Here is a 24984-nt window from a genome sequence, read left to right as displayed (position 1 = left end):
TCACATCACCTCCACCAACATCAGCACACCACCTAGGGCTGCCATAACTGCAAGAAGCGCGAGGACGGCAGTCACCGCTCTTGAGGAGCCGTTCTGATACGACGACCACACTCCACCGACGAGGATGCCTGCAAGGAGGAACAGCAAAAGAATGAAGAATGTGTTTCCGGCACCTGTCACTGGGCGAACCTCCTGCGTTATTGGCGCGTTCAAGCTGTGTACGCCGTCAGTGTAACGACGCAGTCCGATTCCGGCCGTTCGGGGCCTTACAGACGGCTGTCGTCATCCCCGCGTGGTTCACGCGCATAGGCGCGCAGGTTGCCGATCCAAAACACCAGACCAGCTGTCAGCGGCGCAACAGCCCACCCGACCCCCGGCGAAACCGGCGGGACAAGCGTGAAGCTCGATCCGGTTTCCAAGACATCGTGGGTAGGCCTGGGGTGCAGTTTGAGGCTCAACCAGTCACCAAACAAGTAGATCGAGATCGCGCCGAGTACGGCAACGGTCATGATCCACAGCATCCACCACACAGAACCGCCGACCCTGCCGCGGCGCACGCTGCGCCACCCCACGGCGCCAAGCACCACCCCGAGCAGGAGTGCCAGCAGCACAAACCACGCAAACCCTGTGAACTGTACATTCACAGGGCTTGCCACTTCGTCGACCCCGATACCGCCGTTTTCTGTGATCACGCCGACGTATGCGGGACGAAGACCACCCCAGGCGAAACCTCCAGCGATACCGAGGAGCAGGGCTAGCGCGAGCAGCCCTGCACCAGATCCCATCACTAGTTGCAGAACTTCCAGCGGCCGTCTTCCTTCTCGAAGATCATGACCTGGGTTTCTTCACCGTTTGCGTTCTTTGCAGTCAGGTTGGCAGACGCACGGTTACCGTCCACACGAACGTCGGAAATGCTGACCTCGGACTTCGGCAGCTCGAGCGCCTGGCCCTGCTGCTCAGCAAGGCGGCCCGCCTCTTCAACCTGCTCAAGGGTCAGACCCTGACGCTCCAGTTCCTCCATCATCGGGTCAGCGACTGCCTTACAGGAATTGTCCAAGATGGTGCGGGTCCAGTCAGCGAAAGAACCCGGGTTAAGCACAGCACGTGCAGTGTCTTCCATCTGCTTGCGGTCTTCGTCGGTACCTTCCTGTGCGCCCTCGAGCGGCTGGTTGGTGTTTTCCGGCATGCCGTTCTCAAACGGATTGGCAAGGGTCGGGGCCTCGCCCTGGTTGCCGCCCTCTTCCTTCGACTCCTTCTTCTTCGAAGTCGTGGCGGTTGCCTTCTTCTCGTCCTTCTTTGCGTCGTCCTTCTTTCCTTCGCTCTTATCGGCATTCTCGGACACCGTGGACTCGACAGCCGTATCGGCCGGAGCAGCCTCAGCAGCGGTGGACAGCCCTCCGGACTTGCCTTCGTCGGAGGATCCGCATGCCGAAAGCGGAAGTACGAGCATTGCTGCAGCTACGCATGCTGCCATGCCGGACGTAGTGTTCATTTTCATCTTTGACTACCTTCCTAGTTTCACCCCATCCGTTCGCTGGACGCGGGCAACCGTCTTGGGCGTGGATTGGCGCCACGACGGGACGTTCGTCCCAAAGAGTACCAACGCAACGCTTACCTGACGGTTGAACGTCCGTACTATTGTTCTGAATGGTTCCTGTGAAGTCACGTAAACCCATGTTTCGGCCACTTCGGTCTAGGGTGGTGTGTCATGCAATTGTCTCGCGAGCGCATCACGCAGGCGGCGCTTGAGCTGCTGTCTGGGTACGGTTTGGCTGATGTTTCCATGCGGCGTGTGGCGTCGTCGCTGGGCGTCGCCCCCGGCGCGTTGTACTGGCATATCGCCAACAAGCAGGAGTTGCTCGCGTCGTTGGCGGAGCATATTGTGCGCCCTCTCATGAGCGATCCAGTTGCCGACCCAGCTGAGCTAAGTCGCGCGCTGCGGGAAGCGGTGCTCGGCATCCGCGATGGCGCAGAGGTGCTTGTGGCTGCAGTGAGTCAGCCGGACGCTGAGGTTCGCGCCCAGTTGTCGGAATTGTTTATTGCGTCGGTGCGTGAGTATTCGGGTGAGGGGTCGTCGTCAAGCGAGATGCGTGCTGTGGCTCTCGGCCTGTTGCATTTGACGCTTGGGGATGCCGCCGTGCACCAAGCAAGCACACAACTTGCGGAAGCGACCGGCAGTGTTTCGGACACGTACGAAGACGATTCTGCGCAGATGCATGCTGCGGCCGTGAAGTTTTTGCTGGACGGTTTGGCGCTGCATTCGTAGCCCGGGCAGTGTCGAGCGGGTGCACTATGCTCGGGCAGCATGACTGAGACGACGCATCCGGATCTGCAGCAGCAAGTCTGGCCTGGCTCCGCACATCCGCTGGGCTCGACGTTTGATGGGGCGGGGACGAACTTTGCACTGTTTTCGGGGGTTGCTGATGCAGTTGAGCTTTGTCTTATCGACGACACCGGCGCCGAAACGCGTATCTCCCTCGACGAGGTGGATAACCATGTCTGGCACGCTTACCTGCCCGGTGTTGGCCCAGGTCAGCGTTATGGCTACCGCGTGCACGGGCCGTGGGACCCGGCCGACGGCAAGCGTTGCGATCCCAGCAAGCTGCTCGTGGACCCGTACGCGCGCGCCTTTGATGGGGAGTTTGATCAGCATTCCTCGCTGTTTTCCTACGACGTCAACGCAGTAGAACCTGGTACCGGTCGCAATGAAGAAGACTCGCTCAGCCACACGATGTTGTCGGTGGTGATCAACCCGTTCTTCGACTGGGGCGACGACCGCGCGCCGAAGATCCCTGATGAGGAGATGGTGATCTACGAGTGCCATGTCAAGGGCATGACACAGACCCACCCGGGCATTCCTGAGCAGTTGCGCGGCACGTACGCCGGGATGGCGCATCCGGTGATGGTCGATTACCTCACTGACCTTGGTGTGACGTCGATTGAATTGCTGCCGGTGCACCAATTTTTGCAAGACGACCGCCTACTCAAACTCGGGTTGCGCAACTACTGGGGCTACAACACGTTCGGTTTCTTCGCCCCGGAGCACAGCTACGCCTCCTCCTCTGCCCCTGGCGATGCCGTGGCCGAGTTCAAACAGATGGTGCGCGCCTACCACGAGGCCGGCATCGAGGTGATCCTGGATGTGGTATACAACCACACCGCGGAGGGCAACCACATGGGCCCGACAATTGCGTTTCGTGGCATTGATAACGAGGCGTATTACAGGCTTGTCGACGACAACCGGTTCCTCTATATGGACTACACCGGCACCGGAAACTCACTGAACGTGCGCTACCCGCACTCCCTGCAGTTGATTATGGATTCGCTGCGCTACTGGGTCACCGAGATGCACGTCGACGGGTTCCGCTTCGACCTCGCCTCGACCCTCGCGCGCGAGTTTTCAGACGTGGACCGTCTGGCCACCTTCTTCGACTTGGTTCAACAGGACCCGGTGGTGAGCCAGGTCAAACTCATCGCCGAGCCGTGGGATGTGGGCGAAGGCGGCTACCAGGTCGGTAACTTCCCTGCCCTGTGGAGCGAGTGGAACGGCAAGTACCGCGACACCATGCGTGACTTTTGGCGCGGCGAGGACTCCACCCTCGGCGAGTTCGCCTCGCGCCTCACCGGCTCGTCGGACCTGTACCAGCACAACGGGCGTCGCCCCACCGCGTCGATCAACTTCATTACCGCCCACGACGGGTTCACCCTGAATGACCTGGTGTCCTACAACGACAAACACAATGAAGCCAACGGCGAAGATAGCCGCGACGGCGAGAACCACAACAGGTCCTGGAACTGCGGTGTGGAGGGCCACACGGACGACCCTGTGGTGCTCGACCTGCGAGCACGGCAACGCCGCAACTTCCTGACCACACTCTTGCTATCTCAGGGCACCCCGATGCTCGCTCACGGCGACGAGATCGCACGCACCCAGGGCGGTAACAACAACGTGTACTGCCAGGACAACGAGACGGCTTGGATGGACTGGTCCAACCTTGAAAGCGCAGCAGACCTGCACGAATTCACGCGTCGGCTCATCGCTTTGCGCCGAGATCATCCGGTGTTTCGCCGCCGCAGGTTCCTCGAGGGCGGTGCGCTTGGCGACGACGAACACGGCCGAGAGATCGCTTGGCTCACCCCCGACTGCCGTCTCATGACACAAGACGATTGGAACGCCGCCTTCGGCCGTGCACTTATGGTTCACCTCGATGGCGAAGCCATCGCCGAGCCCGATAGTCGAGGACAGCGCATCGTGGACGACTCCTTCCTCCTGATGTTCAACGCCCACTATGAGGACATCGACTTCACAGTCCCCGGCGCGAGGTTTGGTGACGAGTGGGAGATCGTCGTCGATACGACTGGCCCCCTCGGCTACCGTGAAGGCGCACAGCCCATCGGTCCGGATTCGACTGTCACCGTCGGCGAGCGCTCGACCGTGGTGCTGCGCCGTACGCAACCGCCCGCTGGAGCGGGCCGAAAGGAAGGCAACGCCTAAATGATTTCCGCTCATGGTGCAACGTTGACTGTGACCAACGACGCCCTCACCGTGACCCCAACTGCCCTCCTCGCCTCGCTGCGCGGCGACTCCTCGGACCGCACCGTCAGTATTGCGGATATCACCGGCGTGGATATCACCGAAGGTGACGCATGGTCGCCGACCAAAGTGGATGTTGCCACCACCGGTGCTCCGCTGACCGTCTGGTTCGCACCGGGAGACGTCGATGGCGCAAAGAAGTTGCGCACGCTTCTCGACGACGCCAAGCACGGCAAGGCCCCCACCACCGCTACCGCCGACGGCGGAGCAGGCATTCCTGGCTTCTCCTTCGTCGGTTTCGATGTGGAAACCGCGAACCGTCGCTGGGGCTCGATCTGTCAGATCGGGTTGGTCAAGATTGTCGACGGCGAAGAGGTCGAGCGAAAGTCTTGGTTATGTAAGCCGCCTGCCGGTTTAGACGAGTTCGAATCCGGCAACGTTGCTATCCACGGCATTTCTGCCCAGGACGTCGCGGGTGCCCCAGACGTGTGCGATTGCATCGCAGAGATGGTCGCGTTCGTTGGTGATCTGCCACTTGTCGCACACAACGCACAGTTTGATGCCTCGGCGCTTCGCGATGCCTGCTTGGCGTCGTCCACCGATATTCCCAAGATGCTGTTCGCGTGCACGTTGGCACAGGCCCGCGCTACCAAGCTGGATGTGGCAAACCACAAGCTTCCAACCCTTGCGCAGCACTTCGGCGTTTCCTTGGACAACCACCACGATGCCTGCGAAGATGCCGCTGCGTGCGCCGGTGTGATGGTTGGTCTCGCCCGGGAGGCCGGCCACACTGGCAGCCTGATGAGCTTCATCCACGACACCGGGTTCACGCTCGGATCGATCGACGACGCCCGCGTCACCCCTGTCCTCCGCGACCGCTCCGGTGCCGGCCGCGCGGTGCAGGCGAAGCAGGTCGCCGAAGGTGGTGTCGCTGCTGCCGTTGCCGCCACCGCCGAGCCACGTGGTTCCAACCAGGCCGGGCCGGTGAAGAAGGAGCGCAAACCCGCTCCGTGGCAGTCGGTGGCCACCCCGGACACCGTGCCGGAGCCAGATGCTCAAGCCGACCCGAACGCTCCTCTGTACGGCGAGCACGTCACCTTAACCGGTGAGTTCGAACCGCACGATAAGGGCGAGTTGTGGGACGCGATTGCGAAGCAGGGCGCGCAGGTGGGCAAGAACGTCACCAAGAAAACGACCATCCTGGTTGTCGGCGAATGGTCGAGTGTGACCTCGAAGGAGAAACGAGCCCGCGAACTGCAGGAAAAGGGCCAGGACATTCAGATTTGGCAGGCCCCGAAACTCCTCGAGGTACTCGGTCTGTAAAAAGTTTTGGTTCGGATGGAACCGGGGCGGTGTTGGCTACGTCTAACTGAGTATGTACGTAGTAGAAACACTTCCCCGCCCTGTCCACCAAGATGCTATTGAATTGCGGCTGGCGCGGCGTGACGACGTCGCGCCATCGTCGTCATCACGTTCCTGGCTCACGCCTGGCTTTTCGGCCTCGACCGCGTTTATCAACCTTGCACCGCGCCTGGTGTGTGTCTTTACCGTCGACGACGGTCCGGCGCTGACCCACCAACAAATCGGTGAGCTCACGCCGAGCATGAACCAGCTCTGGAATGGTGCCGCTGACCGGTTGGCGAAGCGGGCGCTCGTCGACACGGGCGTCGAGTTTTTGGTGCGCAATCCCGCTGCCGCGCTGGAGCAGACCGGCCTTCCGCCCGGTTTAGAGGTAGGTGGACACGGTGTGCCACCCACCGCGTGGCTCGCTCACCCGAAAACGTTTACGGTGATGCACCGCCATTTCCAGACGGTGCTCGACCCCCACCACGAGCTGGTCTACGCCACCCGCGACGACCAGGAACTGTTTATCTTCGACGCACCGCTGCATCACGTCCGCGACATCCTGGGGCGCGGCGCGCTGATGACATACTCGGTCGGCTTCCCGCTAATGCACGATCCGCCAGTTTCCGGGTAAGCTCACCCGCCGACATGAGCACTTCAAAACAACCGGCCAAGCGAAACAAGGAAGCTGACGACACAATCGCACGTCTCGGCTCCACCTACTTCGCTTGGGTAAACGCACACGAGGACGCGGCGATGACCTTCCGCCACGCCCTCCATGAACTCATGCGCGATGCCGGCGTGAATTTCGACCGCGTAGATGCACGAGTAAAGTCCTGGACCTCGTTGAAGGAAAAAGCCCGCAAAACTCGCGACGGTGAGTTGCTCTATCCCGACCCGTGGCACGACATCAAAGACATCATCGGCGCCCGAATCACCGTGCTGCACTCGACCGAGATCCCTGCAGTGCAGCGCCTGCTCGCCGACGAGTTTGAGGTGTTGCGCAGCGTGGACAAAGCCGAAGAAACCCGAGTCGCCGGCAACTTCGGCTACGGCTCGCACCACCTTGTCGTCCGTGTTGAGGAGCAATCCGAGGGCCTTGAGGAGTTCGTCGGCCAAGTCTTCGAGGTGCAGATTCGTACAGTGCTGCAGCATGCGTGGGCGGAGTTTGAGCACGACATCAGGTACAAACGCTCAGCGGAAAAACTCGACCCGCAGGTGGACCGCGCGTTCACCCTCGCCGCGGGACTTATCGAGCTAGCCGATCAGCAGTTTGACCAAATTTCAACCTTGGCAGACCCGCAGGAAAAGGTGCACACCGACGTGGACACCGAAATCTCGCCTGAGACACTGCCGGGCATTCTGACCGTGTTGCTTGGCAGCCAGTTTCCGCTCTCACGCGCGGGCGACTACCGCTTCCTCACCGAGTTGCTGCGTGCCCACGGCATTGAGCTTGTCTCGGACGTTGCGGACCTGACCAACCCGGCAGACATCGAGGCTGTCTCCAACTCGATGAACTACTCATTCGTCCCGGGGCAAGTGCGCATTATCGACGATCTGCTGCTCAACCGGTTCGGCACCGAACACATCGAGAAAACCTGGGATTCGGGAAACCGCCCAGAGGTGCGCCGCAAGCGTCTGAACGGCCGTCTAGCCCGGCTGCGCAGCAGCATCGATTAGCTGCGTTTAGTTACGCCGCCCCATGAGGCGGTCGATTTCGCGGCGTTCCTTCTTCGTGGGGCGCCCAGTTCCGCGATCGCGCACAGGAGGTGCCGCGAAGAGTTCACGCGGTAGTGGTGGCGGACTGTGGTCGATGTAGCAGGTGCGCGCCACCGGGGCGCCAACGCGCTTCGACACCGTCGCCGTAACCTCGAGAATGTACTCGTGGTGGTTCTTCCATACCCGCACCGTGTCTCCCGGCACGACCTGGACGGCAGGTTTGACTGCCTTGCCACCGATCTTGACGTGCCCAGCACGAACGGCTTCGGCGGCCTGGCTGCGTGTTTTGAAGATCCGCACGGCCCACAGCCAGGCGTCGATACGGACGGCTTTGCCTGACGGTTCGATCAAGGCGCTAGTAACGGTCCTGGTGATTGACGATCTTTTGGACCTTGTTCCAATTCACAACACCACCCGCAACTCCGATGACGAGCCCAAGCACCAGGATCGTCCAGGACTGCATCAGCAGACCGAACGCGATGCCGCCGGCGAGGCCGCCACCGGCCCACACCAGCGCGTCGCGCGAGTATTTGCGCACGGCGGCTTTTCGTTGGTCGATCGGGTTGTTTGGGCGCGGCTGCATAGTCATGGCATGCAATTCTAGCGCGAAGTAGACAACTCGACCCACCGTGGTCCGAGCGTTTTGCTTTCTGCTTGGCCTTGGGTGGCGGCGGCGAGGAGGTCGTCGATACGCTCACGCTCCCCCGGTTCGAACGCGAGCGTGTACGTGGCGGCAGCTCCGTATTCGACGTCTACGACTTCCACCCCAGCGTTGCGTAGTTCTGCTTCGATTCGGCCGGCTTCAGCATGCGGAAGGTCCACGGCAACTTGCTCACGCATGGCGCGTGTGGTGGTGACAACGCTCGGCAGTGTTTCAGACACCGCGTTCGTGTACGCACTCACGAGCCCACCCGTGCCAAGCTTGATGCCACCGAAGTAGCGAATAACCACGGCGACAATGTCGGACATGCCTGATCCTTTGAGCACCTCAAGCATCGGCTTTCCTGCCGTGCCGGAGGGCTCGCCGTCGTCGGAGGAACGCTCGATTGGCTGTGCGTCGTCGACATGAACGATGAACGCCGAACAATGGTGGCGCGCATCCGGGTACGCCTCACGCGCAGCATGGATGACCTCGCGCGCTTCCTCCTCAGTGGTGGCGCGCGTCACCCAGGTAATAAACCGCGAACGCTTGATCTCAAGTTCGTGGATGGCTGTCTCCCCAGCCTTGGGTCGGACGTAGGAAGTAACCATTTAACCTGCAACGATGAAGTCGTACTCCGGCGTGCCGGGCTCCAAACGTCGGCAGCCGATCGGCGATCCGTCCATGCGCTCCAGAAGCGGGGCAAGGTCGTCCGCATGCGCCAATTCAATACCGACGAGCGCGGCACCGGTTTCGCGGTTGTTCTTCTTCAGGTACTCAAACAAGACGATGTCGTCTTCCTCACCCAGGATCTCCCGCAGGAACATGCGAAGCTGTCCTGGCTCTTGGGGGAAGTTGACCAGGAAGTAGTGACGCAGCCCGCGGTGGACCAAGGAGCGCTCCATTACCTCCGCGTAGCGCAGCACATCGTTGTTGCCCCCAGAGATGATGCAGACGACGGTCGAGCCTGGCTTAATCGTCGTTTGTGCAAGGCCCGCAACCGACAGCGCACCCGCGGGCTCAGCGATGATGCCTTCGTTTTGATACAGCGAGAGCATCTCCGTGCACACTGCCCCTTCGTCGCAAGAAAACACCTCAGCACGATCTTTGTGTGCTTGGAACACCTGCCAGGGAGTGTCACCGATCCGCTTCACCGCCGCACCGTCTACGAATGGGTCGATAGATTCCAGCGTCACCGGCTCGCCCGCCTCAATCGCAGCGCGTAACGACGACGCCCCCACCGGCTCAACACCAACCACCCTCGTCGACGGCGACATGTCCGCCACATACGACATCACGCCTGCCATCAGGCCACCGCCACCGACCGGCACAAGAACAGTGTCGAGCTGCTTGCCCATACTGGACAACTGCGCGACGATCTCGGCCGCGACGGTGCCTTGCCCGACCACGGTATTGCGCGAGTCGAACGGCTCAATCACCGTCGCTCCCCGTGCCGCAGCGTCTTCGCGCGCAGCCTGGGCAGCCTCGTCAAACGTGTTGCCCGTAACGACGAGCTCAATCGCATCACCGCCGTGCACCAAAATGCGGTCACGCTTCTGCTTCGGGGTGGGTTTCGGGACAAAGATCTTGCCCTGAATCCCAAGCGCACGGCACGCGTACGCCACGCCCTGGGCGTGATTGCCTGCCGACGCCGCCACTACGCCAGCCTCCCGCTCCTCCGGGGTCAGCTGCGAAATACCAAAGTAAGCCCCGCGAATCTTGTACGAACGCACATCCTGCAGGTCTTCACGCTTGAGATAAATCTCAGCACCGTACTGCTGAGACAGCCGCGGGCAGTACTGCAGCGGCGACGGAGTAATGACAGAAGAAATCCTTCCCTGCGCGAACTGGATATCGGCGGCATGGACCTCTTGGAATGTGTCAGATGGGCGCATGGTCGATCAGTGTACGCGCGACGAGCTTTCAGTTTGTTCAAACCTCGATTTACCCCGCTTCCACAGAACTTAGACATATAGATGATTTGGGGTACACTGCTCGCCGTGACCAAACCCCTGACTTCCAGGTGTTGGCCAATCCGATGCGGGGAACACTGAAAACATTGCCTATATCACTATGTTTTCTTCTGGGAACCTGCTAGGTTCTTCCGAGTGATCTGTCGAGCGCACGGTCGACAGCGACAAACCCCCTAAATTTCCATAGGAGTTTTTCATAATGAAGCGCATTTCTTCTGCAATGGTCGCTGCCGCGACCGCGCTGACCCTGGCTGTTACCCCGGCTTACGCTGAGGACGCCGAAAACACCGGCAACGGGGCCATCGACACCAACACCACCGCTCCGGTTGACCAGCCCGAGGACAACAAGGGCGAGACCGACAAGCCGGGCGAGGGCGAAACCGACAAGCCGGGCAAGGGCGAGGACAACAAGGACGAGACCAACAACCCGCCGGCTCCCCAGAAGCAGACTTCCGGTTCCTCCCAGGGCCACATCATCGGCGCAGTGTCTGGCACCCTCGCTGCGGTTCTGACCACCGGTCTGATCGTGTTCTCTGACCCGCGTGGCATCAACAAGATCATCGACGCACTGAACCGCGAGTTCCACCTGGGCATCCCGCACGTCCACGTGCCGCAGGTCCAGCTCCCGAAGCTCCCGTTCTAAACCTCCACCCCAGCTAGGAATATTCAAGCATGAAGCTCCGCACTCTGTTGGTTTCCGCAGCCGGTGCCGCCGTCGCCGCTGGCGCTCTTGGCACTTCAGCTCTCGCTGCAGAGACCACCACATCCGAACCCACTTCGGCAACTACCACCGCCACCTCGGAACCGGCACCGACGACGACCACTGAGGCGCCGGCGGAACCGACACCTTCCGAGGGCACGGAGGAAACCACCACCTCGACGACGACTACTGAGACGTCGGAGGAAACTACCACCAACCAGTCGACCGAAACCACGACGAAGGAAACCACGACCGCTCCTACGCCGACGAAGGTGACCGCTGAGCCTTCGGCAACGCTGGCTCCGCACGGAAGCATCGGCCCTGCCGATAATGAGGAAGAAATCCTGAAAGCAATCACGACTATCAGCGTGATTGTTACGACGCTTGGTGCTGCAATCGGCAGCCTGGTTGTCTTCATCAACTCGATCCCTGGTGGTCGCGAGGCGCTGCGTAAGTTCTTCAAGTAAGACACGCGCTTCATCTCCTCATGCCCGCTGTGCAATATGCCAGCGGGCATTTAGCTGCGCCGACTATGCAGCGGCATAGTCCGCCCTCTCCCAGCATCCCGGCTCCCAAGGCGTCACCCGACAAGCTCGCGGCGCGGTACGCCCGCAGAGAATCACCGAAGCCGACTATGCAGCGGCATAGTCACCACCGCACGAGCCCCAAACGCGCACACTATGCAGCGGCATAGTTTCTCCTAGCCGAGCATCCCAGCTCCCAAGGCGTCACCCGACAAGCTCGCGGCGCGGTACGCCCGCAGAGAATCACCGAAGCCGACTATGCAGCGGCATAGTCACCACCGCACGAGCCCCAAACGCGCACACTATGCAGCGGCATAGTTTCCCCTAGCCCAAGATCCCCGCACCCAGGGTTGCCTTGAGATCACCCATCAGGCTCGCAGAACGGTGCACTCGCAGATGGTCGCCGAGGATCATCAGTTGACTGTGTTCGCCGTTGACCAGGTTGAGATAGACGTCTGAGTCGCCTGGGTTGTTCGACAGCACTCCCTTGAGTTTCGAAATGTTGTCGATGGTGCACTGGTCCGTCCGCAGCGTTAGACGGAGCGGCAGGCCAGCACCGTTGCCGGGGCCAAGTTCGGGGACTTTGACGTCGTCGCCAAACAAGCTCATACGCTCGTCGCGAATTGAGACATGTGCTCTGACCAAAATGATGTTGTCCTCCACAATTTGCGGAGCGACGAGCGCGTACACCTTGTTGAAGAGCAGCACATCCACCTGCGCGCCGTGGTGATCCTCGATGGTCACAATCGCCCAGGGGGAACCGTCCTTCTTAGAGAAGCGTCGGTCCACAGTCGAAATCAACCCACCGATGGTGACCTCTGCGCCGTTGCGTAGTTCACCGGACAGGATGGTGGTGAGCTGCGTATCGGTCTGTGCATCGATGGCTTCCTCGTACCCATCAAGCGGGTGCCCGGACACGTATAGGCCAAGCATTTCGCGCTCGAGGGCGAGTTTGTGCTTACGGTCCCATTCGTCTTCAGGTACTTCGATGGCAAACGCAGAGTTCGCGGAACCGTCCTCGCCGCCAAGGCCCGCGAAGAGGTCGAATTGGCCCTTGTCAGCGGCCTTCTTCGTCGCCAAGACTGAGTCCACCGCGTCTTCCTGGATCAGCATCAAGCCTTTACGCGGGTGACCCAAAGAATCGAACGCGCCTGCCTTGATCAGCGATTCCGTGATGCGCTTGTTGCACGGAAGGAGATCGATCTTGTCCAGGTAGTCAGAGAAGCTGGTGAAGTGCCCCTTGGACTTGCGGGTCTCTTTGATGGACTCCACCACTTCCGCACCGACGTTTCGCACAGCCGCAAGTCCGTAACGGATGTCTTTGCCGACAGCCATGAAGTTCTCTTCAGACTCGTTAATATCTGGCTGCAACACGCTAATGCCCAAGTGGCGGCAATCCGCCAGGTAAATCGCGGACTTGTCCTTCTTATCACCAACAGAGGTCAGCAGCGCGGCCATGTACTCAGCGGCGTAATTCGCCTTCATGTAGGCAGTCCAGTACGACACCAACGCATAGCCTGCGGCGTGAGACTTGTTAAACGCGTACGACGCGAACGGCTCAATGGTTCCCCACAGTGCATCGACGGCTTCCTTGGAGTAGCCGTTTTCAAACATGCCGGCAGAAAACGTCTCGTACTCCTTCGCCAGCACCTCCGGCTTCTTCTTACCCATGGCCTTACGGAAGCCGTCTGCCTGACCAGCCGTGTAGTTGGCTACCTTCTGCGAGATGTTCATGATCTGCTCTTGGTAGACGATCAGGCCGTAGGTTTCGTCGAGAATCTCGCGCAGCGGCTCCTCAAGCTCCGGGTGAATCGGAGTGATCGGCTTGCGCCCATTCTTGCGGTCGGCGTAGTCCCAGTGAGCGTTCACACCCATCGGGCCCGGACGGTACAGAGCGAGCGAGGCGACAATATCGTTAAAGCCCGTCGGCTTCATACGCTTGAGAAGCTCCTGCATACCTCCGGAGTCGAGCTGGAACACACCAAGGGTGTCGCCACGAGACAGCAACTCGTACACTGCCTCGTCGTCGGTGTCCAAGGCTTCAAGGTCGATGGTCTCGCCGCGGTTCTTCTCCACGTTCTCCAGCGCGTCGCCAAGCACTGTCAGGTTGCGCAACCCCAGGAAGTCCATCTTCAGCAGGCCAATGGCCTCGCACGCCGGATAGTCCCAACCGGTAATGATCGCACCGTCGGCAGGACGCTTCCACATCGGAATGTGGTCCATCAGCGGCACAGACGCCATAATCACAGCACACGCGTGTACGCCTGCTTGGCGCACAACGCCTTCAAGTCCACGGGCGGTTTCATAGATCTTGGCCACATCCGGATCTGTCTCGATCAGCGAGCGAACCTCAGCCGCTTCCGCGTAGCGCTCGTGCTCCGGATCGGTGATGCCGGACAGTGGAATATCCTTCGCCATAATTGCTGGTGGCAAGGCACCGTTGATGCGGTCGGCCATCTGGAAGCCCGGCTGGCCGAAGTTCACCTTCGCCGAGTCCTTAATCGCCTGCTTCGTCTTCACTGTGCCGAAGGTGATCACCTGGGCGATCTTGTCCTCACCCCAACGCTCGGCGGCGTAGGTGATCATTTCTCCGCGGCGGCGATCGTCGAAGTCGATATCGATATCCGGTGCGGACGGACGCTCCGGGTTGAGGAATCGCTCGAAGAGCAGGCCGTGCTCCATCGGGTCAATATTTGTAATGGTCAACGCATACGCAACCAACGAACCAGCGGCGGAACCACGACCGGGACCAACGCGAATGCCGATCTCGCGGGCGTGCTTAATCAGCTCCGCAACGATCAGGAAGTAGGAGGGGTAGCCCTTCATGTCGATGACGTCGATCTCGTAATTCGCACGCTCGGTGTATTCCTGCGGAACCTCTCCCCCGTTGAAACGCTCCGACAGTCCGCGGCGAACCTCCTCACGCAGCCACGTCGTCGGAGTGTGTCCCTCCGGAACGTCCGCGATCGGCATGCGATCGTGCGGGTGTTCCTCCCACAACTCGCTGTAGTCGCCGACACGCTCCGCGATCCACAGGGTGTTGTCGCACCCGTCAGGCACGGTGGAGTCCCACAACTCACGCATCTGTTCGGCAGTCTTGATGTAGTAGCCGGAGCCATCAAACTTGAAGCGGTCCGGATCCAGCAGCGTCTTGCCTGTCTGGACACACAGCATTGCCTCGTGCGCGGGCGCCTGGGATTCGAGGACGTAGTGGCAGTCGTTGGTCACCAGCGGCGGCAGTTCAAGCATCTCTCCGATGCGCAACAGGTCGTCGCGCACGCGGCGTTCGATGTGCAACCCGTGGTCCATCAGTTCAAGGAAGTAGTTGTCCTTGCCGTAGATGTCCTGCCACATCGCCGCAGCCTCCAACGCGGCGTCAAACTGGCCTAGACGCAGGCGAGTTTGCACGTCACCGGACGGGCAGCCAGTGGTCGCGATAATGCCGTCAGCATGCTCGGCGATAAGTTCCGCATCCATGCGAGGCCACTTGCCCAACTGTCCCTCGTACGACGCAAGGGAGCTCAGCTTGAACAGGTTGCGCAGACCCGTCGCGTTCTCGGCGAGCATGGTCTGGTGGAGATATGCGCCGGACGCGGAGACATCGTCACGCTTTTGATCCGGCGTACCCCACAGCACACGCTTCTTATTAAAACGAGAGTCCGGTGCCATGTAAGACTCAATGCCGATGATCGGCTTCACACCAGCATCGACCATGCGACGGTAAAACGCATTGGAGCCGAACATGTTGCCGTGGTCGGTCATGCCGACTGCTGGCATGCCCTGGCGGGACACCTCCTCAGCCAGCAAGTCCACCTTTGCCATGCCGTCCAACATGGAGAACTCGGTGTGGTTATGAAGATGAACGAAGGAGGATTTTTTGGCCATGCGGCTCATCTTAGACGGCTACGCAAGTCCGAATTATTCGTAGCGCAGCGCGTCGATGGGCTGCATCTTCGCGGCCTTCGACGCAGGGTATGCGCCGAAGAACACACCGGTCGCCAGCGAGAACAGCAGCGCGAACACCACGGCTCCGATCGGCGGCCATGTCATTTCCAAAAGCGCCGAGCTGGCGATCATGCCGACAGCGCCACCTAGGATGACGCCAATGACGCCGCCGATGAGGCACACCAGCATCGCCTCGACGATGAACTGGACACGAATATCATTGTGGGTTGCGCCGAGCGCTTTACGCACGCCGATTTCGCGGGTGCGTTCAGTAACCGTGATCAGCATGATGTTCATCACGCCGATACCGCCGACGAGGAGCGAGATGCCGCCGATTGCGGAGAGCACGGTCGACAGGGTGCGGAAGATCGTCGTCAAGCCTTCGAGGCTCGCTGAGATATCGAACACCTCGGCCTCGTAGTTGTCGTTACCGGCGTACATGCGATCCAGGTACGTTTGCAGGTCTGCGCGGAACACTTCCGGGTCCTCATCCACAGCAGCACGCACGCTAAACGACGACACCCAGTCCGCCTCCAAGCCAACCCTGCCCGCGGCCGTGACCGGAATGTAGGCGTCCGCAAACGCGGTTTCCCCGAACATGGGCTGGCTCTCCGATTTTTCCAGCACACCGATGATGGTGAACACCGCCGGCTTGCCGTCGATGATGAGGTCGAAGCGGGAGCCGAGCGCCTTGCTCGGATCGTTGTCGAACAACGCCTCGACCAGCTCTGGCGATACAACGGCAACGGGGCGACGACTATCAATGATGTCTTGATCCAACCCGCGACCGTACTGAACCTTCAGGCCACGCATGTCGAGCGAGCTCGCAAGCGACGGATAGATCGACACACTTGAAGTGTTGTCCCCGACCTGTGCGTCACCACCACCGGAAAGCTCCAGATCGATGCCTTGCACGCGGTCGCCGAACGACGCTTGCAGCTCGTTGAGCTGATCAAACGTGACAGCATCGTTCTCGTTTGTCGGCGGGGCAAGATCAAACGCCGCAAACGGGTCCTCGGATTTCTCGCCTTCTTCCGCGCGTTCGTGCACCATCACCGGGTACGTGGTCGTGCCGGCGTCTTCCAGACCACCCATCACATCGTTCTCAAGGGCACGGCCCAACGTCATGATGATGATCACGGCCATGATGCCGATGATGATGCCCAAAAGCGTCAGCAGCGAGCGCAACTTGTTGGTATTCAGGCTGGACAGCGCCAACCGTAGCGATTCGCGAATATTCACCTAGTTCACCCCACCCGGCTGGCGCACACGAGCGATTTTTCCGTCCATCATTTCCACGATCCGGCCGGTTTCCTCAGCCAACTCCGGGTTGTGGGTAATAAACACGATGGCTTTGCCCAGTTCCTGGTTGAGTTCGTGGAACAGGTCCATGACCATGCGTCCGGTTTTGGAATCCAGGGCGCCCGTGGGCTCGTCGGCAAGCAGCAGCCCTGGGTCATTGGCCAGGCTGCGTGCGATTGCCACACGCTGCTTCTGGCCACCCGAAAGTTCGTTGGGGTTGTGGTGCAACCGATCCCCCATGCCCATGCGATCCAGCAGTTCGGCGGCGCGCTCCTCGCGCTCGCGCTTCGGCACACCGGCGTACATCATCGGCATGGCCACGTTCTGCAGCGCGTCGATGCGGCCAACGAGGTTGAAGTTCTGAAAAATGAATCCGATGTTTTGGCTGCGGTAATGCGCCAGTTCCTTGTCCTGCTTCGCGTACACAGGTTCGCCGTTGAAGGCATACGCACCTTCAGTCGGGCGGTCGAGCATGCCAATCAGGTTCATCAACGTCGATTTACCGCAGCCCGAAGGACCCACGATAGAAACAAATTCGCCCTGTTCAGCGTAGAAATCCACGCCGTGCAGTACGGTCAGTTCGCTCGGCTCGCCAACGTTGTACGTCTTCACGATCCGGCGCATGTCGATCAACCTGCCGGTGTTCTCCATGCGCGGCTGCGTATCGACGACTTCCTCCACCGGGACAGTTTCAACTACCGGTTCGTCTTCATCGGCTGGGTCTTCTTCGCCGTCGAGGAAGAACGGGTCGTGGGTGTCGGTCGTGTCGGTCAGGGTGTCGTCGTCAAGCGGACGCTTTTTCCTGCGAAACACTTACGGCTGCTCCTTCTCGCCGTCCTGCTTCTTCTTGCCTTCGCGAGCCTCGCGGACCTTCTCCGGGTCGAAGTTCGGGTCGTTGATCTCAACGGTCTCCCCGATACGCTCGCGGTACTCGTCCGGCCAGTTCACGACAATATCGCCAGCCTTGAGGTCGCCGCCCGTAATGGCAATGTCGACGTCGTTGGACGCACCGGTTTTCACGATGCGTTCCTCGACCTTGCCAGAGGTCGCATCTTCGCCCTCGGTTGCCATGACGAGAACCTTCTTCTTCCCGTCTTCCTCATACACGGCGTCGAGCGGGACGTTGAGCGCGTCCTTCGCCTCAGCGGTAATGATCTCCGCACGCGCGGTACCACCCAGCAGCAGACCTTCCTTGTCGCCGGTGATTTCGATCTCGACCGGGAACGTCACCTCGCTCGAATTTTGCGATCCGCCGCCGCCCATCGCCATGCCAGGAACCTCAGCAGAACCAGAACCGCTCGCGGCCGGCGCAATGCGCGTGACCTTGCCCTTGAACTGCTTCTTGCCAGTTGCGGTCGACGTGAAATCAACCCGGTCCCCGACCGAGATGTTTGGCACGTCCGACTCACGGACGTCTGCCCGGATGACCAGGGAGGAATCGTCGGCAATACTGAGCAATTTGCCTTGCGGGATGTCGCCTTCGTGCACGGAAACCTCGGTCACCAAACCCGCGATCGGGGCGTACACGGTGCCTTCACGGACTTGGTATTCGAGGGTGCCGTCGCCCTCGCCAAGCTGCGCCGACTCGGCCTGACGGGTAGCGGAGCTCACCTGCGCCTGCAACTGGTCACGTTCCTGCGCCGCCTGCGCACGTGCGGACTCAAGTTCCGCCTGAGCCTGCTGCAGCGCCGCCTGAGCCTCCTGCTTGCTCAACGAACCACCAGCGAGCTGCGCCGGAGCTTGCGGTGCCGGTTGTGCCGGCTGTGCCGGTGGTGCTGGAACACCCGGCTTTGCCGTCGCATTGCCAAGCGAAGAGATCTGACCCGCCATCTGCTCCACAGCCGCCATGCCGCGGTTGATCAAGCGCGGGCCACCCTCTGCAGCAACAGCTGCGTTATAAGCCGCCTGCGCCTGGTCGACCTGCGCTTGAGCAGCAGCAATCGCCGGGTGCGTCCCGTTATTGATGCTTGCCTGATACGCGTTCAACTGCTGCTGCGCCTGCTGCACGTTGGCCTGCGCATCAGCCTGCGCGTTCGCCTGCTGCTTTTGCTGGACCGCCAACTGGCGCTCCAGCTCCTCGGTATTCATGGCAACGAGGAACTGCTGCGCCTGGACCCTGTCGCCAGCCTTCACTGCAACATTCTTTACCTCAGACTGCACCGCCGAGGTGATGTTGACAGTGCGCACCGGCTCAATCTTGCCGGAGACGACAACACTGTCAGAGACGCCTTCCTGGGACACGACGGTGTAATCGCCGGGCTGCAGCCCGTCACCTTCGCCTTCGCCGTTGCCATCGCCACCGAATCCGCACGCGCCGAGCAGCAGTGCGGACGACGTGACAATTGCCAGGCTCACGCGTGTCAGCCGGCGACGTGCGGTCGAGTGATTGGTCTCGGAAGCCAAGGGGTCTCCTCCCGGTAGCAGGCATATAACTCCGCAAACTATACACGGCCCCCAGAGACGTTTCGGGTCAATGCAAACGCTCCCCACACAGCATCAGAAGGCAATACTTCCACGGCGAAAACAGCTGGCTGTTCGGCAACCGCGCGGAGTTCATCGCCTGAACCGTAAACGATCACTGCGTCAATTGGCTGCGTGGTTGCTTGCTGGAAGATTTCGTCACGTAGCTGCCCCGCAAGCGGTTCACCAACCGCGATAGGCGCTCCGCCGTTCGCGACCAGAGCACTCGCCCGGCGCGCCGGCGCAACCGTCACCGCAGCATCGTGAACAGATAATGCTGTATCGAACGTCACAAGCGCGAACGCGGGGGCGTCGGCGGCACGCAAGGTGTCGTCGGCGCGTTGCTTGTAGTTCTCTTCCCCGTCTTCGGGCCCGAGGGTGTCGCCTTGCAGCACAGATGGCAGTGGTGGCGTCGCAACGCCAATCGCCCACAACGCTGAGAGCGCAACACCAGCTGCAAGCAGCGTTGCGACGACCCGCCTACCCGTTACGGACCGCATCAAGCGCCACACGAAGGTCCTCCGGATACTCGGAGGTGACCTCCATATATTCACCGGTACGCGGGTGGACGAACCCAAGGCTGGTGGCATGCAGCCACTGACGCTTCAACCCGAGTTGCTTCGACAGTGTCGGGTCCGACCCATACATCGGATCTCCCACGCAGGGATGGCCCACCGAGGACATATGCACTCTGATCTGGTGGGTCCGGCCCGTTTCTAGGTGCACCTCGATGAGACTCGCCCGGCGGAACGCTTCAATTACCTCGTAGTGGGTCACGCTCGGCCGGCCGTCCTGCGTGACGGCAAACTTCCACCCGGCGGAAGGGTGGCGTCCGATCGGTGCATCGATTGTGCCAACTGTCGGGTCCGGCAGCCCCTGCACCAACGCGTTATAGGTCTTGTCCACGGTGCGTTCTTTAAAGGCGCGTTTCAACGCGGAGTAAGCGGGCACGCTTGCGGCAACGATCATGACGCCGGATGTGCCGACGTCGAGACGCTGCACGATGCCCTTGCGCTCCGGCGGGCCGGCATCGGGAAGCGTGAATCCCATGGCTTGCAACCCACCGACCACATCGGGGCCTTCCCAGCCCAGGGTCGGGTGCGCCGCCACGCCCACAGGCTTATCCACCGCGATGACGTCGGCATCCTTGTACAGGATCTCCAGACCTTCAACGAGTTCGGTGACCGGCTGCGGCGCCCGCTTCGGCTCCGGCAGAGTGACCTCCAGCATGGCGCCTGTGTGGACTCGTTCCGATTTCTGTGCAGCAGTGCCGTTGACAAGCACGTCACCGTTCGCGGCAATTTCTGCGGCGACGGCACGGGAGACACCGAACAGCTTCGACATCGCAGCATCGACACGCATCCCGTCCAGCCCTTCCGGCACTGGAAGCGCCCGGAACTTACCCATCGTTGTCCCCCTTCCGCTCTGCAACAAAGGTGGCCACGACAAACACCACCACACCGACCGTAATAGCAGCATCGGCCAGGTTAAACACCGCGAAACTGCCTACGGAGATGTAGTCCACCACATGTCCGAACCAGAATCCAGGCTCACGGAACAACCTGTCGCACAGGTTGCCCAGTGCGCCACCTGCGACCAGCGCTAGACCAAACGCCTCCCAACGTGTGGACATGCGAGGACCAAACCACAGCGCACCAATGACAAACGCAAGTTGGAGGGTGGTGAATAACCACGTCGAATTCTGCCCCATTGAAAATGCGGCGCCCGGGTTAAACAGCAGGTAGAAGCGGAACCAATCTCCGATCACTGGGTGGGGCACTCCGGGTTCCAGCCATGCGACCATGATGATTTTCAGGAGCTGGTCCAGCGCCGCCACGATGAGCATCACAGCGATCACGACACCAAGGTAGCGGGGTGTCGAGCGGGGTTTCGTTGCCTGTTCCATCGCCGTCCCACCTTAGCGCCTCGGACGCTACCCCTGCGTATGCCGTGCGGTACGTTCTTAAAGATGTCTCGTTTAACTGCCGCCGTTGCCGCCGTTGCTTTGTCACTGTCCCTCACCGCATGCGCGGGCGAGGAAGACCTGATCGAGGGCGTGCCCGCGTTCCCTGTGGACGAGCCGGGTGTCACTGTCGTCGATACGGGCGAACATGCTCGCGTGTTGTCGTACACCGAGAACGCCGAGCCCTGGTCCACCACGGTTGCGGTCTCGTCCGGTGTCGCGCAGACAGTGGGCGATCAGGTCCGGGGCGGCGATGTGGCGATCACGACGTTGCCGCTGGACATCTCGGTTGGTGACGCACCTGAACCCGGCGAGGGAGAAGCAGCTGCTTCTCGACGAATCGACTTCACCGTCGGCTCCGGCAAACACTCCAACCTGGACATCGGCCAGGACGTCGCCGCCACTGAAGGCTTCCGCATGAGCTGGCGTGGCGACGACTCTGGGAAGATCTCCACCATCAAACTGCTCGCCCCACCGGAAGCACCGGAGCGCGGCCTGCAGCATGTGGAGCCAGCCCTGCTGGCGCTGATCACCCAAAACGTCGTGTTCCCCACCGAGCCAATCGGTGAGGGTGGCGTATGGAAGGTGGAAAACCGAGTCGCCGGCGACAACACGATGTTGCGCACCACCACCTACACTGTCGAGTCGCTTACCGGTTCCACCGTTGACCTTGCCGTCGACGTCGAGGAACGCCCCTCGGAAAAGGACATGACGATCGACGCCGATGCCGCCGGGGACCTCAACGGCCAGCACATCGAGGTGGAGTCCTCTTCCACCACGTCGAAGGGGCACATCACCGTCGATTTCTCCCGCCCGTTGCCAGTGTCAGGCGAGGTGGAAGCGACAACCCACCTGGTGTACTCCGGCGGGGAGCAAACAACCCGCGTGGTCCAAGACATCACGCGGGCTGTGCGGTACGGCGCTTAACTTACAGGCCAGGAGCTGCCGGAGGCGCCTGCTCGGCTGGGGCTTCGGCCGGGGCCTCAGCCGGTGCGGCCGGTGCGCCGGTGTTGCACATGTCCGGCACCTGCTCCGGCGGCAAGGTGTTGCTGACCAGGAAGCACGCCCAGCTTTGCGAGATCTTCCAGTGGCCCTCCTCGTACACAAACTCCACATCCTCAGCCAGCTGCGATTCCGCGTCCGGTCGGGTGAAGTTCACCGTCGCCAACACCGAGTTGGTGGTGTAGCCCGGCAACACCGGGTTGACCACCTGGAAGTTCGCGCCTGATTCCTGCTGAGACTGGGTCATCAGATCGAACAGTTCCGGCGTGGTTTCGCCACCCTGGACGGTGTTCGCGCGTTCTGCGATGGGCAGGTTCGGGTCGGCGGCGCGTTGCAGGACTGCGTTGAGCTCCTCCGCCGTGGGCATTTCTGCCACTGGCGCTGCGTCGGATGCGCTTGCCTGTTCGGCTGCGGTGGTGGTGTTCTCCGTGTTGTCGGACTCGCCCGAGCAGGCGGTCAGACCCAGCGCGAGGCTGGCCGCTGCAAGTGCCGCAGCAAATCGCTGTGCTTTCACGTGTTCTCCTTGCATACCTTGATTGACTTGCTCAACGTTACTGCACTGAAGCCCATTTCTGGCACTCTGGTGCACATGACCGTCTACGTTGTCTCCACCGGAGGCACCATCGCCTCCACCGCCGATGTGTCCGGGGCGCTTGTGCCGACCTTGTCCGCCGATGAACTTGTCGCCCGTAGCGAAACCACCCGTGACGTGCAAACTCGCGAGATTGCGAGTCTGGATTCGTCGTCAATGGGGCTCGCCGACATCGATCGTCTTCGTGCGCTCACGAGCGCATTGCTTCACGACGACACCCTCACCGGCCTCGTCATCACCCACGGCACCGACTCCTTGGCAGAAACCGCCCTCGCGTTAGAACTCGTCCACCGCGATGAACGGCCCGTCGTGTTGACCGGTGCGATGCGCTCCGCCGATCATCCCCACCCTGACGGGCCCGCGAACCTGCGTGGCGCGATCGAGGTGGCCGCCACCCAACGCGGCGGTGGCGCCTTCGTTCACTTCGGTGGCACAACCTTGCCTGCACGCGGCCTACGCAAGCGGCACACTACCGATCTGGACGCCTTCGACGTCCCCGTTTCACTGCGCCGACCTATGCCTGTCCCCGCTGCGCCATTGGATGGCTTGTTCGTGCCGATCCTGCGTGCGTGGCCGGGTGACGACGGCACCGTTGCACATCTTGTCGCCTCGAAGTCCCCCGACGGCGTCATTGTCGAGGCCCTCGGTGCCGGCAACGTCTCCGACGGCACCGGCGAAGCACTTCGCGACATGCTGCGCCGCGGCATCCCCGTAGTGATTGCCACTTCTACCCCCTACGGTGCAGTGACCTTCGCCTACGGCGGCGCAGGTGGCGGCTCTACCCTCGGCGACCTCGGCGCGCTGCCCGCCGGCCATCTCTCCCCCGGCCAAGCTCGTATCGCACTGCTCACCGCCCTGGCCACCGGTGTGAATCCCAGCTCACTGCTCTGACAGCCAGTCCTCCCACGCCAACGAATCGACGGGGTCGGCCGGGACGAGCGCGGGATCGTCGCTACGCAAGCTCTTGACCCTGCCAGGCCCCGTCGCGCGAGTTTCAAACCGCACCGTGACCCACCCTTTGCCGGCCCCTTGCACCCAACCGTGCCCAAACTCAGGGTGAAACACGTCCTGGGTAGCCCGCCACTGCCCTGGCGTGTCTCCCATCTCTGAGACCACCTCGAGTCCAGCCGGTGCGGCATGATCACTCACCCCAGTTTCGTAGTCCTCCGCCACCGGCGCCGGCTTCACAATCTCCTGATCCAACTCCGGAAACAACACATCCTGCAGCGCATCCTCCAGGCCCGAATACGACACCCCGACAAGCCTGATTGGCCCGACTTCGTCCGGGTAACGCACCAGTCGAAACGCCGTTGCGAGCAGGGTTTCCGCATCGTCGGTTGCATACGGCAGGGTCGCCGAGCGGGATTCGATGCGAAAGTCCGCCATCCGCAGCTTCACTGTCACCGTGCGAGCCCCTCTCCCGTCCTTGAGCAACCGTCGATGCGAATCCGCTGCCGCACGTTCCAGCGCAGTGTCTACCTCCGACGGCTGGGTTAAATCGTTCGGGTAGGTGTGCTCGGAGGAGATCTGCTTCGCCACAGCACGCGGGGCAACCGGCCGCTCATCCACACCGCGAGCAAGCCACCACAGCTGCTTGCCCACCGCACCACCAATCGCGATATCGAGTTCTTTCTCGGTCAGCGCCGCCAAATCCCCAATCGTCTCGATCCCCGCCGACGCTAACTTCGCCTCCGTCACCGGCCCCACACCCCACAACTCATTGACCGGCATCGGATGCAGGATCTCTAACTGTTCTTCATGCGGGATGACAAACACTCCGTCCGGTTTCGCGCGGCCCGAACCAATCTTGGCGTATTGCTTGCCCGACCCAGCCCCGATCGAGCTCGGCAAGCCAGTCTCCTCCTTGATCTCCGCGCGCAACTGGTTCGCCCACTCACGCACCTCGTCAGGGGTAGCACCAATGAGCTCAGCTGGCTCCATGAAGGCTTCATCGATGGACAGTTGCTCCACCACATCAACGTGCTTGCTAATCACCTCGAACACTCGCCTCGACGCGGTCGTGTACACCGCCCGCCGGGGTGCCACAAGAACTGCTTTTGGCCCCACCAGACGTGCCGCCCGGTGTGTTGGCATGGCGGAGCGCGCCCCATACTTTCTTGCCTCGTAACTGGCGCCCGCCACGACCCCGCGGCCGGTCACACCCGCAACGAGCACTGGCCGCCCTTTCAGCGTGGGACGGGTGAGCTGCTCACATGACGCGTAGAACGCGTCCATGTCGATATGCAGCACCCAGCGAGTCATGCCACCACTGTGCACCACCGCTAC

Annotated in this window: 25 protein-coding genes; 9 read left to right on the top strand and 16 right to left on the bottom strand. The window is 61.3% G+C overall.

What is annotated here, in order from left to right:
* From HMPREF3120_RS03870 to HMPREF3120_RS03860, 3 genes are all read right to left on the bottom strand, one after another.
* Positions 1–180: a hypothetical protein gene (locus HMPREF3120_RS03870; protein ID WP_070422226.1), complete on the bottom strand. Its 180-nt coding sequence runs from the start codon at positions 178–180 to the stop codon at positions 1–3.
* 86 nt (positions 181–266) lie between these two features.
* Complete coding sequence (locus HMPREF3120_RS03865) at positions 267–788, bottom strand: hypothetical protein (protein ID WP_141739363.1); 522 nt, start codon at positions 786–788, stop codon at positions 267–269.
* Entirely contained in the window at positions 788–1498 is a 711-nt protein-coding gene (locus tag HMPREF3120_RS03860) for a hypothetical protein (RefSeq protein ID WP_070422224.1), read from the bottom strand. The genes HMPREF3120_RS03865 and HMPREF3120_RS03860 overlap by 1 nt, the downstream gene beginning before the upstream one ends.
* A 210-nt stretch (positions 1499–1708) precedes the next feature.
* On the opposite strand from HMPREF3120_RS03860, the gene HMPREF3120_RS03855 reads away from it, so the two are divergent.
* From HMPREF3120_RS03855 to HMPREF3120_RS03835, 5 genes are all read left to right on the top strand, one after another.
* A complete protein-coding gene (locus HMPREF3120_RS03855; RefSeq protein ID WP_070450933.1) occupies positions 1709–2266 on the top strand; it encodes a TetR/AcrR family transcriptional regulator in 558 nt (185 codons plus the stop codon).
* 39 nt (positions 2267–2305) lie between these two features.
* Complete coding sequence (gene glgX / locus HMPREF3120_RS03850; RefSeq protein ID WP_070450931.1) at positions 2306–4495, top strand: glycogen debranching protein GlgX; 2190 nt, start codon at positions 2306–2308, stop codon at positions 4493–4495.
* Positions 4496–5857, top strand: a complete 1362-nt coding sequence (locus tag HMPREF3120_RS03845; RefSeq protein WP_070450930.1) for an exonuclease domain-containing protein — start codon at positions 4496–4498, stop codon at positions 5855–5857.
* Positions 5858–5960: 103 nt separating this feature from the next.
* Complete coding sequence (locus HMPREF3120_RS03840) at positions 5961–6512, top strand: hypothetical protein (protein WP_070450928.1); 552 nt, start codon at positions 5961–5963, stop codon at positions 6510–6512.
* Between the two features lie 14 nt (positions 6513–6526).
* Complete coding sequence (locus tag HMPREF3120_RS03835) at positions 6527–7558, top strand: GTP pyrophosphokinase (protein WP_070450926.1); 1032 nt, start codon at positions 6527–6529, stop codon at positions 7556–7558.
* A 6-nt stretch (positions 7559–7564) separates the two neighbouring features.
* Here HMPREF3120_RS03835 and HMPREF3120_RS03830 read toward each other — a convergent pair whose 3' ends face one another.
* The 4 genes from HMPREF3120_RS03830 to ilvA are packed head-to-tail and all read right to left on the bottom strand — an operon-like array spanning position 7565 to position 10132.
* Positions 7565–7948: an RNA-binding S4 domain-containing protein gene (locus HMPREF3120_RS03830; protein WP_070450924.1), complete on the bottom strand. Its 384-nt coding sequence runs from the start codon at positions 7946–7948 to the stop codon at positions 7565–7567.
* A gap of 4 nt (positions 7949–7952) precedes the next feature.
* Positions 7953–8186, bottom strand: a complete 234-nt coding sequence (locus HMPREF3120_RS03825; protein WP_070450921.1) for a hypothetical protein — start codon at positions 8184–8186, stop codon at positions 7953–7955.
* A gap of 11 nt (positions 8187–8197) precedes the next feature.
* The gene (locus HMPREF3120_RS03820; protein WP_070450919.1) at positions 8198–8848 is read right to left on the bottom strand and encodes a YigZ family protein; all 651 of its coding nucleotides are present in this window, start codon (positions 8846–8848) and stop codon (positions 8198–8200) included.
* Positions 8849–10132: a threonine ammonia-lyase IlvA gene (ilvA, locus tag HMPREF3120_RS03815; protein WP_070450917.1), complete on the bottom strand. Its 1284-nt coding sequence runs from the start codon at positions 10130–10132 to the stop codon at positions 8849–8851.
* A 277-nt stretch (positions 10133–10409) separates the two neighbouring features.
* On the opposite strand from ilvA, the gene HMPREF3120_RS03810 reads away from it, so the two are divergent.
* Positions 10410–10853: a hypothetical protein gene (locus HMPREF3120_RS03810; protein WP_070450915.1), complete on the top strand. Its 444-nt coding sequence runs from the start codon at positions 10410–10412 to the stop codon at positions 10851–10853.
* 29 nt (positions 10854–10882) lie between these two features.
* Positions 10883–11377 carry a hypothetical protein gene (locus HMPREF3120_RS03805; RefSeq protein WP_070450913.1) on the top strand — a complete coding sequence of 165 codons (495 nt, stop codon included), beginning with the start codon at positions 10883–10885 and terminating at the stop codon, positions 11375–11377.
* Positions 11378–11758: 381 nt separating this feature from the next.
* On the opposite strand, the gene dnaE is transcribed toward HMPREF3120_RS03805, so the two are convergent.
* The 7 genes from dnaE to lspA all read right to left on the bottom strand — a co-directional run bounded on the left by dnaE (position 11759) and on the right by lspA (position 21047).
* The gene (gene dnaE, locus HMPREF3120_RS03800) at positions 11759–15319 is read right to left on the bottom strand and encodes a DNA polymerase III subunit alpha (protein ID WP_070450911.1); all 3561 of its coding nucleotides are present in this window, start codon (positions 15317–15319) and stop codon (positions 11759–11761) included.
* Between the two features lie 33 nt (positions 15320–15352).
* Positions 15353–16621 (bottom strand): ABC transporter permease, encoded by a 1269-nt coding sequence (locus HMPREF3120_RS03795; RefSeq protein ID WP_070450908.1) that lies wholly within the window; start codon positions 16619–16621, stop codon positions 15353–15355.
* On the bottom strand, positions 16622–17332 hold the full coding sequence (locus tag HMPREF3120_RS03790) for an ABC transporter ATP-binding protein (RefSeq protein ID WP_070422382.1): 711 nt from the start codon (positions 17330–17332) through the stop codon (positions 16622–16624).
* A gap of 162 nt (positions 17333–17494) precedes the next feature.
* A complete protein-coding gene (locus HMPREF3120_RS03785; protein WP_070450906.1) occupies positions 17495–19084 on the bottom strand; it encodes an efflux RND transporter periplasmic adaptor subunit in 1590 nt (529 codons plus the stop codon).
* Positions 19085–19122: 38 nt separating this feature from the next.
* Entirely contained in the window at positions 19123–19641 is a 519-nt protein-coding gene (locus HMPREF3120_RS03780; RefSeq protein ID WP_070450904.1) for a hypothetical protein, read from the bottom strand.
* Positions 19622–20548: an RluA family pseudouridine synthase gene (locus HMPREF3120_RS03775; protein ID WP_070422209.1), complete on the bottom strand. Its 927-nt coding sequence runs from the start codon at positions 20546–20548 to the stop codon at positions 19622–19624. Before HMPREF3120_RS03775 ends, HMPREF3120_RS03780 begins: the two co-directional genes overlap by 20 nt.
* Entirely contained in the window at positions 20541–21047 is a 507-nt protein-coding gene (gene lspA, locus HMPREF3120_RS03770) for a signal peptidase II (protein WP_070422208.1), read from the bottom strand. Before lspA ends, HMPREF3120_RS03775 begins: the two co-directional genes overlap by 8 nt.
* Before the next feature lie 63 nt (positions 21048–21110).
* Between lspA and HMPREF3120_RS03765 the strand changes: the two genes are divergently transcribed.
* A complete protein-coding gene (locus HMPREF3120_RS03765) occupies positions 21111–22031 on the top strand; it encodes an oxidoreductase (protein ID WP_141739362.1) in 921 nt (306 codons plus the stop codon).
* 1 nt (position 22032) lies between these two features.
* Here the strand turns inward: HMPREF3120_RS03765 and HMPREF3120_RS03760 are convergent, their stop codons facing one another.
* Positions 22033–22620 (bottom strand): WKL family lipoprotein, encoded by a 588-nt coding sequence (locus HMPREF3120_RS03760; protein WP_070422207.1) that lies wholly within the window; start codon positions 22618–22620, stop codon positions 22033–22035.
* Positions 22621–22695: 75 nt separating this feature from the next.
* On the opposite strand from HMPREF3120_RS03760, the gene HMPREF3120_RS03755 reads away from it, so the two are divergent.
* Positions 22696–23589 carry an asparaginase gene (locus tag HMPREF3120_RS03755; protein WP_070451057.1) on the top strand — a complete coding sequence of 298 codons (894 nt, stop codon included), beginning with the start codon at positions 22696–22698 and terminating at the stop codon, positions 23587–23589.
* On the opposite strand, the gene HMPREF3120_RS03750 is transcribed toward HMPREF3120_RS03755, so the two are convergent.
* Positions 23578–24960, bottom strand: coding sequence for a DNA polymerase IV (locus tag HMPREF3120_RS03750; RefSeq protein WP_070450902.1), 1383 nt, complete (start codon positions 24958–24960; stop codon positions 23578–23580). The genes HMPREF3120_RS03755 and HMPREF3120_RS03750 overlap by 12 nt on opposite strands.
* Positions 24961–24984 lie beyond the last annotated feature (24 nt).

Source organism: Corynebacterium sp. HMSC11D10, from assembly GCF_001806995.1.
Classification (GTDB): domain Bacteria; phylum Actinomycetota; class Actinomycetes; order Mycobacteriales; family Mycobacteriaceae; genus Corynebacterium; species Corynebacterium coyleae.
Note: the sequence above shows the minus strand (reverse complement) of the source record. Positions and strands in the feature narration are given on the sequence as shown.

Excerpts from the sequence above, each read along its gene's own strand:
- HMPREF3120_RS03825 (WP_070450921.1), bottom strand. The coding sequence starts at position 8,186 with ATGACTATGCAGCCGCGCCCAAACAACCCGATCGACCAACGAAAAGCC.
- lspA (WP_070422208.1), bottom strand. The coding sequence starts at position 21,047 with ATGGAACAGGCAACGAAACCCCGCTCGACACCCCGCTACCTTGGTGTC.
- HMPREF3120_RS03805 (WP_070450913.1), top strand. The coding sequence starts at position 10,883 with ATGAAGCTCCGCACTCTGTTGGTTTCCGCAGCCGGTGCCGCCGTCGCC.
- HMPREF3120_RS03780 (WP_070450904.1), bottom strand. The coding sequence starts at position 19,641 with ATGCGGTCCGTAACGGGTAGGCGGGTCGTCGCAACGCTGCTTGCAGCT.
- HMPREF3120_RS03835 (WP_070450926.1), top strand. The coding sequence starts at position 6,527 with ATGAGCACTTCAAAACAACCGGCCAAGCGAAACAAGGAAGCTGACGAC.
- HMPREF3120_RS03820 (WP_070450919.1), bottom strand. The coding sequence starts at position 8,848 with ATGGTTACTTCCTACGTCCGACCCAAGGCTGGGGAGACAGCCATCCAC.
- HMPREF3120_RS03810 (WP_070450915.1), top strand. The coding sequence starts at position 10,410 with ATGAAGCGCATTTCTTCTGCAATGGTCGCTGCCGCGACCGCGCTGACC.
- HMPREF3120_RS03775 (WP_070422209.1), bottom strand. The coding sequence starts at position 20,548 with ATGGGTAAGTTCCGGGCGCTTCCAGTGCCGGAAGGGCTGGACGGGATG.
- glgX (WP_070450931.1), top strand. The coding sequence starts at position 2,306 with ATGACTGAGACGACGCATCCGGATCTGCAGCAGCAAGTCTGGCCTGGC.
- HMPREF3120_RS03755 (WP_070451057.1), top strand. The coding sequence starts at position 22,696 with ATGACCGTCTACGTTGTCTCCACCGGAGGCACCATCGCCTCCACCGCC.
- dnaE (WP_070450911.1), bottom strand. The coding sequence starts at position 15,319 with ATGGCCAAAAAATCCTCCTTCGTTCATCTTCATAACCACACCGAGTTC.
- HMPREF3120_RS03855 (WP_070450933.1), top strand. The coding sequence starts at position 1,709 with ATGCAATTGTCTCGCGAGCGCATCACGCAGGCGGCGCTTGAGCTGCTG.
- ilvA (WP_070450917.1), bottom strand. The coding sequence starts at position 10,132 with ATGCGCCCATCTGACACATTCCAAGAGGTCCATGCCGCCGATATCCAG.
- HMPREF3120_RS03765 (WP_141739362.1), top strand. The coding sequence starts at position 21,111 with ATGTCTCGTTTAACTGCCGCCGTTGCCGCCGTTGCTTTGTCACTGTCC.
- HMPREF3120_RS03860 (WP_070422224.1), bottom strand. The coding sequence starts at position 1,498 with ATGAAAATGAACACTACGTCCGGCATGGCAGCATGCGTAGCTGCAGCA.
- HMPREF3120_RS03750 (WP_070450902.1), bottom strand. The coding sequence starts at position 24,960 with ATGACTCGCTGGGTGCTGCATATCGACATGGACGCGTTCTACGCGTCA.
- HMPREF3120_RS03845 (WP_070450930.1), top strand. The coding sequence starts at position 4,496 with ATGATTTCCGCTCATGGTGCAACGTTGACTGTGACCAACGACGCCCTC.
- HMPREF3120_RS03790 (WP_070422382.1), bottom strand. The coding sequence starts at position 17,332 with ATGGAGAACACCGGCAGGTTGATCGACATGCGCCGGATCGTGAAGACG.